This is a genomic window from Cytophagales bacterium, from assembly GCA_033344775.1.
In the GTDB taxonomy this organism is placed as follows: Bacteria; Bacteroidota; Bacteroidia; order Cytophagales; family Cyclobacteriaceae; genus JAWPMT01.
This window is the reverse complement of sequence record JAWPMT010000005.1, coordinates 1,406,089-1,423,665: the sequence shown is the minus strand read 5'-3', so window position 1 is coordinate 1,423,665 and position 17,577 is coordinate 1,406,089. Positions and strand designations below refer to the sequence as shown.

The window sequence follows — 17,577 nt, the reverse complement described above, 5'->3', positions numbered from 1 at the left end:
ATGTCAGAAAGGCAGTCAGAAATACCTGTAAATCTTAGATTAATTCAGTTTTTGCCAGATAAGATCCTTTAACTCTGGCAGTCCTTGTTGGGTAATACTGGAAATGAAGACATGTGGAATATCCGGTAATTGTTCTTTCATTTCCCCGATCAATTCATCGTCCAGTAGATCAGATTTGGAAATGGCCAGGATTCTTTCCTTGTCCAGTAGTTCGGGATTGTATTGCTGCAATTCTCCTAACAACACCCGATAATCTTCTCGAATGTCATCGGTATCTGCCGGGATGACAAACAGCAAGGCACTGTTGCGTTCAATGTGCCTCAGGAAGCGAATGCCTAATCCCTTTCCTTCCGCAGCTCCTTCGATGATCCCGGGAATATCCGCCATGACGAAAGACTTATAATCGCGATAGGCCACAACCCCGAGATTGGGGGTTAAAGTGGTAAAAGGATAATCTGCGATTTCTGGTTTAGCGGCAGAAACCGCAGACAGTAAGGTGCTTTTCCCAGCGTTAGGAAAGCCTACTAGTCCAATGTCGGCGAGCAATTTCAATTCCAGAACCACCCATTTTTCTGTAGCGTCTTCACCTGGTTGCGCGTACCTTGGCGCTTGATTGGTGGAAGTTTTATAGTGACTATTGCCTTGGCCACCACGGCCTCCTGCCAATAGTACTTGTTCCTCCTGATCTTCTAAGATCTCAACCAGTTTTTCTCCAGTTTCCGGATCTTTGGCAATGGTGCCTATAGGGACTTCCAAAATGGTATCTGCACCATTCTGCCCGTGTCGTTGGCCGCCTTCACCTGGCTTGCCGTGATCTGCTTTGATATGTTTACGATAGCGCAAATGAAGTAGTGTCCACAGTTGTTTATTTCCTTTGAGAATAATGTGCCCACCACGACCGCCATCACCGCCATCAGGACCTCCTTTCGGAACAAATTTTTCCCGTCGGAAGTGTACAGACCCTGCGCCACCAGCACCCGATCGGGTGTAGATATTTACATGGTCTATGAAATTGGTATCCATGGATCAGAAACTTTGGATGACCTCTCCAATTTTGGTAGAGATCTCTTCTATTCCACCAACGCCATTGATAGAATTGAATTTATTTTGGTCTTGATAGAAATTCGCCACAGGTGTGGTTTCATCCATGTAGACTTGAATTCGGGTGTTGATCTTGTCTTCATTCTGATCGTCCACGCGACCGGAAGTTTTTCCTCTTTCCAATAGTCGCTTTCTGAGCTCATCGTGAGGTACTTCCAATGCGATCATGCCAGAGATGTTTAGGTTGTGAGAGGCAAGCATCGTGTCAAGTGCTTCCGCCTGAGCTACTGTTCGAGGGAATCCATCAAAAATGAACCCTTTAGCATCAAGATGATCCTTGATCTTGTCCTCTACCATCCCGATCACTACTTCATCAGGAACTAGTTTGCCAGCATCCATGTAACCTTGAGCCAGTTTACCGAGTTCTGTTCCTTCACCGAGGTGTTTACGAAAAAGATCTCCGGTCGAAAGGTGTACCAACTGATAATCGTTGATCAGAAATTTGCTTTGTGTGCCTTTGCCAGCACCGGGAGGGCCAAACAGTACGATGTTAAGCATTGTATGGGTTATTCAATTTTGATCGCCAAAGGTAAGACAAACGGCCCAGATGATCTTTCGATCATTGGGCCGCTTCAAGATTCTTATAAAAACTTACTTCAAGTTAGAGAAATCGTACGTGTCGAGGAATTTGGTAGTAAACTGACCCGCTTTGAAATTTTCATTTTCCATGAGTTCCAGGTGCAAAGGAATGGTAGTGTCGATGCCTTCAATCACCATCTCCTCTAAAGCACGCTTCATTTTAATGATGGCTTCTTCACGTGTCTGTGCAGATACGATCAATTTTGCAATCATAGAATCATAGTAAGGAGGAATAGTATAGCCTGCGTACACATGGCTGTCTACCCGAACACCATGTCCACCAGGAAGGTGTAAATTGGTGATTTTACCAGGGCTTGGTCTGAAATCCTTGCCTGGGTTTTCCGCATTGATTCGGCACTCCATGGCATGCAATTGCGGATAATAGTTTCTTCCGGACACTTCGATACCGGCAGCCACTTTTATTTGTTCCTTGATCAGGTCAAAATCAGTCACTTCCTCGGTGATCGGGTGCTCTACCTGGATACGGGTGTTCATTTCCATGAAGTAGAAATCCCCATATTTGTCAACCAGAAACTCAATGGTGCCTGCACCTTCATATTTGATGGCTTCTGCACCTTTGATGGCAGCCTGTCCCATCTTCTCACGCAATTCCTGCGTAACGATAGGAGAGGGAGTTTCTTCAATCAGTTTTTGGTGTCTTCGTTGGATCGAGCAATCACGCTCCGACAAGTGGCATACTTTGCCATTCTTATCACCCACCACCTGAATCTCTATGTGACGAGGCTCTTCAACGAATTTTTCGAGGTACATGCCATCGTTACCGAATGCCGCACCAGCTTCCGCACGAGCACTGTCCCATGCCGCTTCAAATTCGCCTTCTTCCTTGACAAAGCGCATTCCTTTACCACCACCACCAGCAGTGGCTTTCAGCATGACAGGATAGCCAACTTCTTTGGCCAGACCCATGCCTTCTTCCAGAGATCCCAACAAACCTTCGGAACCAGGAATAGTCGGTACGCCCGCTTTTTTCATGGTATCCTTTGCCGTCGCTTTATCTCCCATCATGTTGATCATCTCAGGAGATGCGCCGATGAATTTGAAGCCATTTTCGGCACATACGGCCGAAAATTCTGCGTTTTCAGACAAGAAACCATATCCCGGGTGGATCGCATCCGCATTGGTGATTTCTGCCGCAGCAATGATACTAGGGATTTTCAGGTAAGAGTCCTTACCCATAGGAGGTCCGATGCATACTGCTTCGTCCGCGAAACGAACATGCAAGCTGTCAGCATCTGCAGTAGAGTAGACCGCTACCGTCTTAATGCCCATTTCCTTACAGGTACGAATGACCCGCAGGGCGATCTCGCCTCGGTTGGCGATCAATATTTTCTTGAACATAAGCGCTCGCTCTTAAGAAGGATCTACCAGGAACAGAGGTTTGCCGAAATCTACAGGAGAAGCATCGTCCACCAATACTTTAACGATGGTGCCAGAAACTTCACTTTCGATTTCATTCATGGTCTTCATGGCCTCCAGGATGCAAAGTTTGGTTCCAACAGAAATGGAATCACCAACTGAGATAAATGGGGCTGCTCCGGGCTTAGATGCACGGTAGAAAGTGCCGATCATAGGAGCGGTGATGGTTTCGTAATTGCCGTCATCACTAGCTGCCGGTGCTGCCTCCGCTGCTGGCGTAGCCGCAGGTGCTGCTGCAGGAAGAGGCGCCGCTACGGGTGCCGGAGTAGCTGCAGGTGCAGCCGCCACTACTTGCTGGTCAGGAGACCTTTTTACACTTATTTTAAATTCTTCGGTTTCAATGTTTACTTCTTCAAGTCCACTGCCCGAAATGAAGTCGATAAGTTCGCGAATTTCTTTGGCCTTCATGGGTTAAGATTAGGAATTAAAACTCAGGTTAAATCTGAATGCCAATGATCTGACACATCAAGAGCCACATCATTAGCGGGTTAAAATTAATATCGTTTGAACAAACGTGGATTATTGCTTTACGCGTTCCACGTATGCACCACTCTTGGTGTCTACTTTGATCATCTCATCCTGGTTGATGAAAAGCGGCACATTGATCGTAGCACCGGTTTCCAATTCCGCAGGTTTTGATGCGTTGGTGGCGGTATCACCCTTCAATCCAGGCTCGGTGTAAACCACTTTCAACTGAACATGTTGTGGTAATTCACATCCCAATACACGCTCTTGTTCCGTATGGAAGATGACTTCACAGATCTCACCGTCTTTCAGGAACTGAGGGTTGGTGATCAGTTTCTCTTCGATCGGAATTTGCTCGTACGTTTCAGAATTCATGAAGTTGTAGCCCATGTCATCCTTGTACAAGTACTGATATTTATGTCGCTCAACACGAGCGGTTGTGATCTTGTGTCCTGCAGAAAAGGTATTGTCGATCACTTTGCCTGAAGTCAGACTTTTTAGCTTGGTTCGAACAAAAGCTGGGCCTTTTCCAGGCTTCACGTGTTGAAATTCAACAACAGCGAAAAGATCGTGATTGTATTCAATCACGAGGCCATTTTTGATATCGGCAGTAGTAGCCATGATAAATTACTTATGAGTGAATTACTTGGTGTCGTAAGCCCATTTGACATAGGTCGCACCCCAGGTGAAGCCTCCGCCAAATGCAGCGAATACAATATTATCACCTTTTTTTAGCTTGGACTCATAGTCCCAGAGACAAAGTGGAAGCGTACCGGCAGTAGTATTGCCATACTGCATGATGTTCAGCATTACTTTGCTGTCTTCAATACCCATGCGTTTGGCCGTCGCGTCAATGATTCTTTTGTTGGCCTGATGTGGAACCAGATATGAAATGTCGTCCGCTACCAGATTGTTGCGTTGCATGATCTCCGCTGCGACATCTGCCATGTTGGTAACAGCAAATTTGAATACTGCCGTTCCTTCCTGATATACGAAGTGCTCTCCTGCATCAATGGATTCGTGCGAAGCAGGCTTTCGGCTTCCGCCCGCTTTCATGTGCAGGTGAGTCTCACCGGATCCATCGGATCTTAAGACAGAATCCATCACCCCAACTTCTTCTTCGGTAGGCTCGAGCAAAACGGCACCAGCTCCGTCTCCGAAGATCACGCAGGTGGCACGGTCCGTGTAGTCGATGATGCTGGACATCTTGTCGCCACCAACGATCACTACTTTTTTATGAGAACCAGATTCAATGAATTTTGAACCTGTAGCCATGGCATACAGGAAGCCAGAGCAGGCTGCGCCAATATCGTAACTAAAGCTGTTGACTGCTCCCACATTGTTGGCAATGACATTCGCAGTAGCCGGGAAAACCATATCTGGAGTGACTGTAGCGCAGATAAGCAGGTCAATTTCTTCTGGAGAGGTACCGGTTTTTTGGAGCAATTGCTCAACGGCTTTGGTCCCCATTACCGAGGTGCCCTGGCCTTCACCTTTCAGGATGTGTCGTTGTTTGATTCCGGTTCTGGTAGTGATCCACTCGTCGGTGGTTTCTACCATGGTTTCCAATTCCTTATTGGTTAGCACATATTCGGGAACATATCCGCCAACCCCGGTGATTGCCGCTCTAATTTTTGACATGCCTATGGTTTATATAAAATCAGCCCGGAATATTCCAGGCTGACAATTTGCGAAGGTAATAAATGCTTACGCTAAAACTTCTTTCTCCATTACTACTTTTCCCTTGTAGTAAAGTTTGCCTTCATGCCAGTGAGCACGGTGTGGCAAGTGAGCTTCGCCAGTGGTTTGGCAAATCACGTAGCTTTTAGGAGTGGCTTTGACGTTAGTTCTTCGTTTATCCCGTCTCGTTTTCGAGATCTTTCTCTTTGGATGCGCCATGATACAACTATTTTATCTCTTCTATTCTTGTTTCAAATTCTTTAATGCTGCCCATCGGGGATCAATTTCCTGCTCCTCCGTTTCATCTTGTTCCTGCTCACCAGAGCTGTAAACAATGTCGGGCCGCTCTTCATCTTTGATATCCGGATGAATCCGCTTCATCGGGATGCTCAACAAAAGGAACTGATAGATGTACTCCGCCACGTTGAAAAACTGTGTATCTCGGTGGATCACAATCACATCTTCGCTCAACTCCTCATCTTCTTCGCCAAACTTCACCATGATGTCTTTTTCTACAACAATGTCATGCCAAAAAGGCTTAACAGAGATATCGCAGATCAGTTCGACCTTGGCATTAATATTAAAATGCAAGGTTATCATGGTTTCAGATCGTGTCAAAACCACTTCACAAGTGCCTTCTCCACGCTCAGCGATACTTTGCTCAAACAGATTGAATAAGGTTTCATTAATAGGAAATCTGTATTCATGAACCTTGTTAGAGAGGTTAAAAATGCTGATTTCAAATGTCCGAAACGCCTTCTTATCCATTAGAGCGCAATAAAGAACCGCAAAGCTAGTGATTATTAGTGGATTGAAACAAAAAAGAATACAAATTTCCCTTTCTTAGGAGGATTGCATTGCTATTCATTTAAGGTCACTCCTGAAGGAGTCTTTGCCCAACAGTTTAACTGTTTTTTCATTTTTCAAAAGATTCCCACAGGGAAGAGCGTATTGAGACTTTGATGATAAGCCTTAACTTAATAAGAGCTAAAGATACTTGTATATGGAATGGTCCAATCGGCCAAGCCGATCAAATACTCCCTTCTCGGCCGGAGCCGAGAAGGTGCCTCGACCTTAAAAGCGTCATCCCGGTTTCCGAAGCGTAGTGAAGGAATACCGGGATCTCAAAATCATTTAGCATTTCTAATATTAAGATTTTATGGTCAGGTACTCACCTTTTTAGGTTGTTGCTTAGCTTAAAAGTTATGTTATTCTAAATAATTGCGAGAGCTAACCAGACGCCCCAACCCACACGCCGCTTCACAGCCCGGCGCAGATGCGGGGCTGCCGCTAGGAATTACATTATTTTCTAGTCATCATCTTCTTTACAGATCATACTTCTCTATGAAGGAGTCAGAGTTTATTCAATTAGTCATGAATCTTATAAATCGATTATGGCCACTAGCCTCTAACACGAATGCTATCCTTTAGTACAGTAGTTGAAATACAGCTACAAAGACACACTGCCATGCGAATCACTTCTTCTTCAGTTTCTTCTTCTTTTTAAGTCGTTTTTTCATCTCCTTTCTCAACTTTTTTTCTGCTTTTTTCTCTGCTTTGAGTTGCTTTTTCTGGGCCTTTTTTAGCTTTCTGGGAAGCTTTTCCTGCGTTTGTGTGGTATTCGACATAGTATATAAAGATAATGTTTTAAATAGTCTATGAAGTGGTAATTGTGTCCTCTTGATGATGTAATAAAATAGAGATATCTGCCACTTTATAATAGTTCGCCAAATCTTCTACCTTTTGTTCGAATTGTGAGATGAACCACTGATCGTACATCGCAAAGAAGAAAACTTCTTGTTCGGGATTTGAATTACATTCGTTCAGGCATTGCCCGGCCTTGATGCCAGATAATAGGGCACTGAGAATACCTTGGCCGGCTGCCGGGTCTAAGATGCCCGCGGCATCCCCGCATAATAATACTTGTTGATCACATATTGGCCGGAACACACGCCATCTCACATTATGTGCTGTGGCCTTGCCCACAGGTTCCAAATCCGGAAGTAGGTCGTTAGGGGCTAACCCTTTATCAACCCGGAGAGTGTTCCAGGTGACAATGTTTTCACTCTCTGGCGCCAGCCATGTCCAACCGTTTTTATTCATGGTGAAAGAAGTGCTGATATCGTGCCGTTTGGAGCTCCGGGATCTTCCCGTCCAGCAAGTCATCGGATGGGTCAGAAATATTTCATCGAGTTTGAGAAAGTGACGTGAAATTCGACGATAACCACTGGCATCAATCAGGTACTTACCTTGTATTTTGGTTTTTGGATTGATAAAAACTTCAATGATCGAATCGGTTCCACGTGTGATTTTATTGACGGTTGTATCAGTGAACAAGTCCAGCGGTAAATGATCCAGGTGATTTAATAGGGCCTTATCCCATAGATGACGATTCAAGTGATGGCCATACCAGGCTTCATTATTGTAGGGGTTTAATGGGTTAGTTTTTCCATTCACCTGGATCGATTCAAAAGAAGATCGGGTACTTCCTTCCAGGGTGTCTTCCAAGCCTAATTCTTGTAGCAAGGTCACCACGCCGGGATGGATGCTTTGGACAGGATTTGCTTCAGTGACAGATGCTTTCTTTCCGGAAGTCACTAAGGCTGACTGAAGCCCGGCTTGATGACAGGTGATCGCCGCTGCGGTACCAGCTGGTCCACTGCCAAGGACAATGACGTCATATTTCATGCCTGACTATTTTCTTTCTCTTTATTGGGCACGTACCACACTTCTCTTTTCCACTTTCCAGGTTTTTTTTGGTCTTTTTTGATTTGGGTAAAAGCCAATGCACCAGTTGTGATTTGGCAGATCCACATTTTCTTGACCGGAAGCATCAGTCTCTTTTTGTCTTCGTCAGTATCGTCCAGATCACCGATATTCTGGGATTCACCTTTTCCTGTTTTGGCGATCACGAAGAAATATCCTTTGCCAGACAGCATATCATTTTGAGGGGTTTTATAATCGATCTGGCTGAAGATCCCCTCATTCGGAAGACACTTCGGATCGAAAGGCTTGCTCCAGTCATCCACTTTTACCGCGTTGATGAGCCAAAGTTTGGTACTCCATAATTTCTTATGGTCCACTTTTTTGATGGTCTTTCTCAGGCAATCCATTCTTCGCACCACTTCTTGACCTTCCAGATTACGCAATTGAGACATGTCAAATCCAATGTTATCATCCAGGAGGTTCAATAAGTAGTCCGCTCGACCGATATCCGTATAATTGACCTGTAGGTTGTTTTGTCTCCATTCAACGAACGGTCCTTGTTCGCCATCCCAGCCATAGTTCGGAGACTGTCTGTGTGTCTTTACTGCCGGACTGTTGGGGTGGATGCCTATCTCCTGATCCATCAGTGGAATGGCCGTATTGGGTTTGAGGTTTACAATGGGAAAAGCCTCCAACGAACCCTGGAAAGTACGTCCGGCATCCGGTGAAGTAACCGGCCACATGCCATTAGCGGCCGCACACAATTTCATGTCTTCCGGAAAAGGAGAGCCTAAACCATAAGTAGCGATATAGGGACTTTGGCTCTTGACTTTTCCAGGCTCAGCGGAATAAGTAACATCCCAACCGGGGAAAAATACACCGGTACCTGTATCTGGCAAAAAGCTTGAAGTAAGGAAATTTCGCTCAAAATTTTGTATGGGTTGATTCGTTGTATCGTCCATGTTCTTTCCACTCGAAACCACGACGGTGAGGGTGTCATGGCTTTTGTTTTCTTCAAGTGTACTTGCAAAGGCAGGTTCGGTAGGATTGAATGGATTTCTTAGTGCAGGATTGCCCCTTTGTCGGATTCCGCTAAGGTTCATGGTCCCACCTTCGAAAAAATCCTGATCAGTATTGACGCCTCGGCCAGGTTTGTATGAAGCACGGATGTCGTTACTATCAATATAGGGAAAGAAGTCGGGGGCGGTGACCAGAGAGAAAGCAGGCAGCACCTGATTCGACTTTTCTTCCAGAATTCCACTAAGTGAATTGTTTTTGCTAACGAGCTTTGCAGCAACGCAACCATCACAAATGCTGTCTTCAAAAATGATGGTTTGATAACCGCCTTTTTGGATTTTATCTTCAAAGCCAGTGCCTGGATAAGTTTCTCCATCGATGTGCTTATAGCCCGATTGGGCTGACTCATCTGCTTCAAACTTGATGTTGAGAAACAGAGGTGCAATTTTTGGAGAACGAAGGCTCGTTACTCGTCTGGATCTGCGATAGATCACATCGGATATGATGACATTGGTTACTTCCTTACCATACTCGTTAGGGAGTTTCATGGCAGAGTGCCTTCGATTCGAATGCATTCTTTTGGCCCATCCTTCAGGTACAGGCACAGACAATAATTTTCCGTCCTGATAAGCAAATCTGATCAATTCATCAGGAATGGAAGTTACCAGGATCGATGAGCCGACTGCCATGGTATCGACCATTGGTTGATCATTTTTTTGGAGTGTTGGTTCACTTGAATCAACTCTGATGAATGGTTCCTTCTCGAGATCCAGGTCTTTATTGAATTCAATCGCACGATCCTGATAACGATACTGACTCAAACGATACAGTTTTTCATTGATATGATGATGTCCATATTCGATCTGATAAGCATCCGTATCCGTGATTTTCGCAATCGGGCATACAAAGCGACGGGGGCTTTTACCTTTTGCTTCTTCTTTTTGCCGATTCATGATCTTGATACGGGAATCTTTGGCGTCTACCAATTCCACTAGAAACAGTCCATATCTCGCGGCAGTTACTGCAACGTTGTTTTTGTTTGCTGCTTTTGGTTCGTTGGTGAATAATCGGTTTTCAGCATCATAATTCAGCGGGTCTGTACCAATTCGGGCAACGCCGCATCTGGAAAAGACCATTCGTGATGCTTTAGATCGATCCAAATAGTTTTGATAATAGGGAGGAGTCTTTAATCCAGGCCGATATTCGTAGGACAATACAGTTAGGAAAACATTGTCTTTGTTCTGGAAAGGGTAGCGATCCAAATCAACGAAGCTGTAAATATAATTTTCCAATGCTTCCAGTTCGCCAATTTCCGGGTAAGACTTGATTAGTAAAGATTTGACCCTGGGAGAAGCCATGAGGTGATAGAGCAAGCTTTCTTCCGGAATGCCAGGCTGGATCAATTGCTGACCAGAAAAATCCTCGAGTCCTTTGATGGTTCTCAGTTGCTTGATATCAGCTAAGGGCTTTTGTAACGAGTCCAAAGAGATATTGGATGACAGATCAATGTTGATCTTTAGTTCATTCTTTAGGAAGCCATTCCACCCATTGTTCCGCATCCAATCCAGTGTTGTTTTGAATTGATCCTTCGTTTCTGGATTGATCTGATCATAGGAAAGAACAGGAAGTTCTCCTGATGGTAAATTAGATCCAAACAATTCTGAAAGTGGGAGGGTTGCCAAAAGGGCCGAGGAGGCCAATGACTTTGCGGTGAAATCACGCCTGTTCATGACTAGTGAGTTTTTATGCTGATTATTTAAATATTAGCCTGAACAAGAGATGGAGATGAAATCTCATACAGGTATTTCCTAAAATAATCAATCTAAAGACGTGAAGCAAGTAGCCTGTTGGTTACCCAGGAAGTTACTTTGATTCTTAAACCCTTTCGAACTCGTGGTTGATCTGAATCTAAAACTCCTTAGTTACTTTCTGATTGACCGAAATATACCAATCAATTACTCCCAAAGCTCTTGTTGAGTTAGCGGGTGAAATAGAAAATTTGACATTTACTTTCCGGTGCGCGAAGCCATTCCTTTTTGGATTTCCTTTAAGGATATTGCTTTGATGTCACAAGACATTAGTTGTTCACTTCTTTCGAGCATTTCCCTTTGATATCATCAGAAAACTCCCGTCGAATGAGTTTTTCCGAATGCAGACAATCAAATTCATTCGTACTCCCCTCTATTCTTAATGATATCACAAGCACAGAACAAGGCACTTCTAAATGAAGACTCTTCTGCGACGTTTTTGCCAGCGAGATTAAAGGCAGTACCATGATCGGGTGAAGTACGTACTGCAGGTAGTCCTGCGGTGAAATTGACGCCTCCACCGAAAGAGAATTGCTTAAATGGGATCAGTCCCTGGTCATGATACATAGCAAGTACTGCATCGAAGTTGGTGAACTGCGAGCTTCCGAAGAATCCATCTGCAGGATAAGGCCCGTATGCGAGATTTCCACCTTCCTTCAGCTGCTGGATCGCAGGAATGATCGTTTCTTCTTCTTCTTTACCTAACAAGCCATTTTCTCCTGCATGTGGATTCATGCCTAATACGGCGATCCGTGGTTTCTTGATGCCAAAATCTTTCTGCAACGACTTGAACATGATCTTGGCTTTCTTCACGATACTCTCGGTGGTCACTGCTCCCGAAACTTCGGTCAAAGGGATGTGCCCGGTGACAACACCCACGCGTAGTTGCTCGTGAACCATGAACATCAGGCTTTCTTCTTGTCCAAATGCATCAGCCAGGTATTCGGTATGTCCAGGGAAATCAAAATTTTCATCCTGAACCAACTCCTTATTTAATGGAGCGGTGACCAGGCCCTGGATTGTTCCTTCTTTTAGCAGCTCTACTCCTATGGATAAAGACATTCTGGTGTATTGCCCTAATTCCTTGGATGCTTCACCAGGATTAAGCTCCAGTTTATCGTCCCAAACATTGAGCACATTGATTTTCTTGTGATGTATTTTGTCGATAGCATCGACCTGGAAGAAGTTGAAATCTTCCATGTCCAATTGCTTCTTGTAAAAAGAGACCACTTTGGAAGAGCAGAGCAACACAGGGGTCATGATCTTCGAAATGCGATTGTCCTTCAGTGCTTTTAGGATGACTTCCATCCCAATGCCGTTCAGGTCTCCACAAGAAATGCCTATCGTGGGTTTATGTCTGTCTTTGTTATCCTTACTCATTGTGTGACAAGATTCAAGTCAGGCGAGCAAAATTAATATGCATACCTCCATTTAGGATTAGTCCCGCTTTGCTTTTAAGAAGTATATCCTGTTGAAATATCGAGTTTGCTTTTATGTCTATTTCGACAGGCCTGTCTGCCATCAAGGCAGGCTCAATATGACATAAATAATTAGTCAAGTGAGATATCGTGGCAAAGTAGGGTTAGCTTCGCAAAGCGGTAGCTCACGCCGTAGTTAGCATCCGAAATTAATTGATTCAATCTAAAAGGATAGTCTTTTGAGATCCGTAAAGCCTAAAAAACACCTTGGTCAGCATTTTTTGAGAGATGAGTCCATTGCGCAAAGCATTGTGGAGTCGCTTTCACCTTCGCAGGATGATCGTGTGGTATTGGAGGTCGGACCAGGGACCGGGGTGCTTTCCAAGGGATTGATTGAGAAAAAAATGGATTTCTATGCCTATGACCTGGACGAGGAATCCATTGATTATCTGAAGGTGAATTATCCATTACACATGGACCGCTTTCGCTATCAAGATTTCCTGCGATTGGACCTTTCGCAATTTGAAAAGGACGTCACAATTATTGGCAACTTTCCTTACAACATTTCTTCGCAGCTGTTCTTTCAGGCTTACGATCAACGAATACTGGTAAAGGAAGTCGTTTGTATGATCCAGAAGGAAGTAGCAGATCGTATTTGTTCACCACATGGCAATAAAGTTTATGGCATCCTGAGTGTGTTGCTTCAGGCTTTCTATGAGGTAGAATATTTGTTTACGGTCCCGCCACATGTTTTTGATCCGCCACCCAAGGTGAATTCGGCCGTTATTCGATTGAAAAGGAATGAAACTGCTGAGCTGGATTGTGATGAAAAGCTTTTCAAAAGAGTCGTTAAAGAAGGCTTTGGAAAAAGGCGTAAAACATTGCGCAACGCGCTGAAAGGCCTAAATTTGCCTACTTCACTGACTGAAGACAAGACCTTTGATCTGCGCGCTGAACAATTGTCGGTCAATGATTTTGTCACACTTACCAAACGCATCGGCACCGCATGAATACCACGATGGAATTTGAGTTGTCCAAAGAGTACCTGGAACGGTTTGAAGAAGCCGTAGAGACCCAGGACAAGGACTTTATACTCGATACCCTCGATGGTGCCAATCCTGCAGATATTTCTGCCTTATTAGATGAGTTCGAGGGCGAGGTTTGCAAATTCGTTTTCGACCTTTTGCCTGCAGAAACAGATGCTGCCATTCTCGCTGGTCTTGATGAAGATGTAAGAGAAGAGTTCCTCGAATATTTTACGCTAGAAGAAATTGCTGAATTCCTGCTTCACATGGATTCGGATGATGCGGCTGATATTGCCATGCAGTTTCCTTTGAAGAAACGCGAGGAGATCATTGGTTTCATCAGCAATGAAGAGAAGGCACGCAACCTGACCGACTTATTGCGATATGATGAGGATGTTGCTGGTGGTCTGATGGCCAAAGAGCTGATCAAGGCCAATCTCAATTGGGACATCAAGCAGTGTATTGAAGAGATTAGAAAGCAGGCGGGCCGGGTAGAAAAGATATATTCCGTGTATGTGGTTGATGATTTTGATAAGCTGTTAGGTAAAGTCAGTTTGAAGAAGATCATTCTGTCAGATGACAGTGTAAAGGTCGAAGACATTTATTCCAAAGACATCCATGCCGTAGAGACCTACATCGAGGAAGATGAAGTGGCCTCCATCATGCAGAAGTATGATTTGGATGCCGTTCCCGTCATCAATCCACGTGGTAAACTGGTGGGTAGGATCACCATTGATGATATTGTAGACGTGATCACAGAAACTGCAGAGGAAGAACGCCAAATGATGGCAGGTATTTCTTCGGATGTGGAAGAAGATGATTCTGTGTGGGCATTATCCAAGGCGCGTTTACCCTGGCTGATCATTGGCATGGGTGGAGGGCTGATTGCAGCTCAGATCACTGACTTATTTCGTGGTGACATTGCTATTATTTCAGGACTGGCCTTGTTCATCCCCTTGATCATGGCAACCGGTGGAAATGTCGGCATCCAATCATCTTCCATTGTGGTGCAAAGCCTGGCCAACCCCAGCGCATTCGAAAGCAGTATCGTTTCCAGGTTAGTGAAAGTATTATTTGTAGCCGTGGTAAATGGAGTGATCCTGGCGTTAATGGTTTTGGGAGCTGTGATTTTGATTTTTGGAGAGGCCTTGCTGGCCTACACGGTATGCATTGCACTGTTCAGCGTGGTTTTGCTGGCCTCGTTCATGGGGACCATTACACCTCTTGTGCTGCATCGCCTGGGAGTGAATCCTGCATTGGCTTCCGGACCTTTTATCACTACGGCGAATGATTTATTAGGCCTGGCTGTTTATTTCTCTGTAGCACACGCCATATTCAATTTCTAAATGACAAAAAGAGTACTGATCATTGACAGGATGCACGAATCCATCCTCGAGATGTTACAAAACAAAGGGGCAGAAGCCGATTATCAGCCTGAGATCAAGCGGGAGAAAATTCTGGAACGTGTCAAAGGGGCGTACGGGCTTGTGGTCAGGAGCAAAACAGCTATTGACCGAGAGCTGATCGATGCAGCAGATAGTTTGCGTTTTGTGGCCAGAGCCGGAGCAGGTCTGGAAAAGATGGATACCGACTATCTGGAGGAAAAGGAAATTGCCTGGGTCAATGCCCCGGAGGGAAATCGTGATGCACTGGGTGAACATAATGTAGGCGTGCTACTTGCACTACTACACCGCCTGCATTTAGCTGATCGGGAAGTACGTGGCAAAGTCTGGGACCGGGAAGGCAATCGCGGGACTGAGCTCAAGGATAAAACCGTAGGTATTTTCGGGTACGGCTTCATGGGAAGTTCATTTGCGGAGAAATTGCGAGGCTTTGGATGTCGGATTATCGCACATGATAAGTATAAAACCGGATTCAGTGCAGCTTATGTAAAAGAGGTATCTCTGGAAACTTTGCAGCAGGAAACGGATATTCTAAGTATCCATGTGCCATTGACCCCTGAAACGGACAATCTCTTTGATGTGCCTTTCCTGAAACAGTTTCCGAAGCTTCGCATTTTGTTGAATTCTGCGCGAGGAGGTATCATGACCAATGAGACGGTATTGAGTTTATTGGAAGAGGGTCTATTACAAGGTGTTGGGCTTGATGTGCTGGAAAATGAAAAGCTAAATCGCCTCAGCGAAAAGCAACAACAAGAATTTGATCAGCTGGCTGCTTCAGATCGGGTAATTTTGACGCCACATGTAGCTGGATGGAGCCATGAATCGTACGTTCGCATCAATGAAGTGATGATTGGAAAGCTGGAAAAACTGGGATTGCTTTAAAAAAGTATCAGGCTTTTTGAGTGTCCTGCTACTTCTTTTTGTCTTTGAATAGGAAGAAAAATGTTAAAAAATCCGGGTTGCGTTAAATTCGGAATGGTCTTTGCAATGACATTTTCAACCTATTCTGAAGATGAAAAAGTTACTTTACCCACTAGCGTTTTTGACCGTATTTTTTACTGTTTCCTGCTCAGATACCTGTGAGCGAACAGTCAGTTACATCAACTATGAGCCGATTTATCGGACCACAGATGAAGTTCGTTCTGCATTGAGCTTTTCCAATGCCCCTCGTGAGATCAATAATCCCGGACGTCTGTATTTCAAAGATGGCTACATGTACATCAATGAAGCCGGAGAAGGAATTCATATCGTAAACAACACCAATCCGGCATTTCCGGTAAGTGTTGGCTTTGTTAATATCCCCGGAAATTTCGACCTGGCTGCGAAAGGGAATTTCCTTTATGCAGACAGTTATGTTGATCTGGTAGTTCTGGACATCAGTGATCCCACGAATATTACCCTGGTGAATCGCGTAGAGAGTGTTTTCTCTGATTACAACTCCTGGTCAGGTCGATGGGATGAAGCCAATCAAACCATCCTTGTCGGATACAATGAGACCTGGGTGGAAGATGAAATTTCCATGGATTGCGATGACGGTGGCTCCTGGTGGGGTGGCCGAGGCGGCTGGTTGATGGCGGAAGATGCTACAAATTTCAGCATAGCTAATCAAGCGAGTGGCACACCCGGTGCAGGGGTTGGAGGATCTCTGGCGAAATTCACGATCTACGATGACTACTTATATACCATCGACTGGACAGACATGCGTTTGTTCGATCTGAGCGATCAGACCACTCCTGAAAAAACAGAAACTATTCCATTGGGCTGGGGCATTGAAACCATCTATCCTTACGGGGATAAGTTGTTCCTGGGAGCTCAAAATGGCATGCATATCTATGACAACAGCAATCCTGCTTCTCCGGAATGGTTATCTACTTATGATCATGTCAATAGCTGTGATCCGGTGGTTGTGCAAGGCGACTGGGCCTATGTGACCCTTCGTAGCGGCAATGTATGTCAGGGCTTCACCAATCAATTGGATGTGGTCAATATTTCCGATTTGACCAATCCGTTTCTTCATCAGACCTATCAGATGGAGAATCCACATGGTTTAGGAATCGACGATGATTGCCTGTTCATTACCGAGGGAGCTAATGGTATGAAATTCATGGATGCCTCGAATCTGGATGGTATCACGTTGGTAGATGAGATCCGAGATATACACACAATAGATGTGATCGCATTGAATGACATTTTGATGGTGATCGGTGAAGATGGATTCCATCAATATTCTTACGACTGTGAGGCCAAAGAATGGTCTTTCTTAAGTACCATTCATATCGCAAAGCTTTGAGGATCAAGAACGTTTTTGCCGTACTGATTTTTCTAGCTGTTGCAGAATTCGTTACAGCCCAATCGGCAGATACCACTAAAATTGAAAAAAAGAGCTTCAACCGGGTAGGGTTTACCGGGGCGCTTACTGTAAATAAACAAGGGGAAAATGAAAGTTTCCCCTTGTCGTTCATTGGAACCTTTCGTCATCACCCTATTCCCGGATTAGGTGTAGGTGGTGGCATCGGCCTGTTAGATAGCTATTGGCAGTTTGAGCAAATGCAATTTCTGCCACTGTTCGCAGTGGTCCAGGGAGAAGCTGGAGATGAAAATGCAAAACTGGTCGGATTTACCCATTGGGGCTACAGTTTTGCTACGACGAAAGATGAAAGAGAAAATGAATGGTTTGGGCGAGAGTTTGAAGGAGGCTGGATGTGGAATCTCGGTGCAGGGTTGAAATTTCGAGTAAAAGATGCCTGGATCCAATTGACGGCTGGTTACCGGTTTTTTAAAGGAACGATCACCGATACTTCTTATAATCAAGGTGAACCGACCTATATCAACCGGCAGCGGAGAAACTTTAATCGCACCGAGTTGTCCATAGGAATAGAAATATGACTCAGATGCAGAAATAAATTAACAAGATTTAATAATACACTTTTTACGCAAA

At 44.6% G+C, this 17,577-nt stretch carries 17 protein-coding genes; 5 read left to right on the top strand and 12 right to left on the bottom strand.

All coding sequences use genetic code 11. The features are described from left to right. Window positions 1–39 precede the first annotated feature (39 nt). The 12 genes from obgE to pdxA all read right to left on the bottom strand — a co-directional run bounded on the left by obgE (window position 40) and on the right by pdxA (window position 12,173). The gene (obgE, locus tag R8G66_23605; protein ID MDW3195383.1) at window positions 40–1,023 is read right to left on the bottom strand and encodes a GTPase ObgE; all 984 of its coding nucleotides are present in this window, start codon (window positions 1,021–1,023) and stop codon (window positions 40–42) included. A gap of 3 nt (window positions 1,024–1,026) precedes the next feature. Next, entirely contained in the window at window positions 1,027–1,599 is a 573-nt protein-coding gene (locus R8G66_23600; GenBank protein ID MDW3195382.1) for an adenylate kinase, read from the bottom strand. A 93-nt stretch (window positions 1,600–1,692) separates the two neighbouring features. Next, window positions 1,693–3,039, bottom strand: coding sequence for an acetyl-CoA carboxylase biotin carboxylase subunit (accC, locus tag R8G66_23595; protein MDW3195381.1), 1,347 nt, complete (start codon window positions 3,037–3,039; stop codon window positions 1,693–1,695). A gap of 12 nt (window positions 3,040–3,051) precedes the next feature. Next, window positions 3,052–3,525, bottom strand: coding sequence for an acetyl-CoA carboxylase biotin carboxyl carrier protein (accB, locus tag R8G66_23590; GenBank protein ID MDW3195380.1), 474 nt, complete (start codon window positions 3,523–3,525; stop codon window positions 3,052–3,054). Window positions 3,526–3,636: 111 nt separating this feature from the next. Further along, complete coding sequence (gene efp / locus R8G66_23585; protein ID MDW3195379.1) at window positions 3,637–4,203, bottom strand: elongation factor P; 567 nt, start codon at window positions 4,201–4,203, stop codon at window positions 3,637–3,639. Window positions 4,204–4,224: 21 nt separating this feature from the next. Beyond that, the gene (locus R8G66_23580) at window positions 4,225–5,223 is read right to left on the bottom strand and encodes a beta-ketoacyl-ACP synthase III (GenBank protein ID MDW3195378.1); all 999 of its coding nucleotides are present in this window, start codon (window positions 5,221–5,223) and stop codon (window positions 4,225–4,227) included. 66 nt (window positions 5,224–5,289) lie between these two features. After that, on the bottom strand, window positions 5,290–5,481 hold the full coding sequence (rpmF, locus tag R8G66_23575; protein MDW3195377.1) for a 50S ribosomal protein L32: 192 nt from the start codon (window positions 5,479–5,481) through the stop codon (window positions 5,290–5,292). A 21-nt stretch (window positions 5,482–5,502) separates the two neighbouring features. Then, window positions 5,503–6,030, bottom strand: a complete 528-nt coding sequence (locus R8G66_23570; protein ID MDW3195376.1) for a DUF177 domain-containing protein — start codon at window positions 6,028–6,030, stop codon at window positions 5,503–5,505. Between the two features lie 707 nt (window positions 6,031–6,737). After that, window positions 6,738–6,890 carry a hypothetical protein gene (locus R8G66_23565; GenBank protein ID MDW3195375.1) on the bottom strand — a complete coding sequence of 51 codons (153 nt, stop codon included), beginning with the start codon at window positions 6,888–6,890 and terminating at the stop codon, window positions 6,738–6,740. A 28-nt stretch (window positions 6,891–6,918) separates the two neighbouring features. Then, window positions 6,919–7,950, bottom strand: coding sequence for an FAD-dependent monooxygenase (locus tag R8G66_23560; protein MDW3195374.1), 1,032 nt, complete (start codon window positions 7,948–7,950; stop codon window positions 6,919–6,921). Then, a complete protein-coding gene (locus tag R8G66_23555; GenBank protein ID MDW3195373.1) occupies window positions 7,947–10,715 on the bottom strand; it encodes a hypothetical protein in 2,769 nt (922 codons plus the stop codon). The genes R8G66_23560 and R8G66_23555 overlap by 4 nt, the downstream gene beginning before the upstream one ends. A 435-nt stretch (window positions 10,716–11,150) precedes the next feature. Next, complete coding sequence (gene pdxA / locus R8G66_23550) at window positions 11,151–12,173, bottom strand: 4-hydroxythreonine-4-phosphate dehydrogenase PdxA (protein MDW3195372.1); 1,023 nt, start codon at window positions 12,171–12,173, stop codon at window positions 11,151–11,153. A 277-nt stretch (window positions 12,174–12,450) separates the two neighbouring features. On the opposite strand from pdxA, the gene rsmA reads away from it, so the two are divergent. The 5 genes from rsmA (at window position 12,451) to R8G66_23525 (ending at window position 17,525) form a co-directional block, all read left to right on the top strand. Then, window positions 12,451–13,221 (top strand): 16S rRNA (adenine(1518)-N(6)/adenine(1519)-N(6))-dimethyltransferase RsmA, encoded by a 771-nt coding sequence (rsmA, locus tag R8G66_23545; protein MDW3195371.1) that lies wholly within the window; start codon window positions 12,451–12,453, stop codon window positions 13,219–13,221. Continuing rightward, window positions 13,218–14,582 carry a magnesium transporter gene (mgtE, locus tag R8G66_23540; protein MDW3195370.1) on the top strand — a complete coding sequence of 455 codons (1,365 nt, stop codon included), beginning with the start codon at window positions 13,218–13,220 and terminating at the stop codon, window positions 14,580–14,582. Before rsmA ends, mgtE begins: the two co-directional genes overlap by 4 nt. Further along, on the top strand, window positions 14,583–15,521 hold the full coding sequence (locus R8G66_23535; GenBank protein ID MDW3195369.1) for an NAD(P)-dependent oxidoreductase: 939 nt from the start codon (window positions 14,583–14,585) through the stop codon (window positions 15,519–15,521). A 130-nt stretch (window positions 15,522–15,651) separates the two neighbouring features. Continuing rightward, entirely contained in the window at window positions 15,652–16,929 is a 1,278-nt protein-coding gene (locus R8G66_23530) for a hypothetical protein (protein ID MDW3195368.1), read from the top strand. Beyond that, window positions 16,926–17,525: a hypothetical protein gene (locus R8G66_23525; GenBank protein ID MDW3195367.1), complete on the top strand. Its 600-nt coding sequence runs from the start codon at window positions 16,926–16,928 to the stop codon at window positions 17,523–17,525. Before R8G66_23530 ends, R8G66_23525 begins: the two co-directional genes overlap by 4 nt. Window positions 17,526–17,577 lie beyond the last annotated feature (52 nt).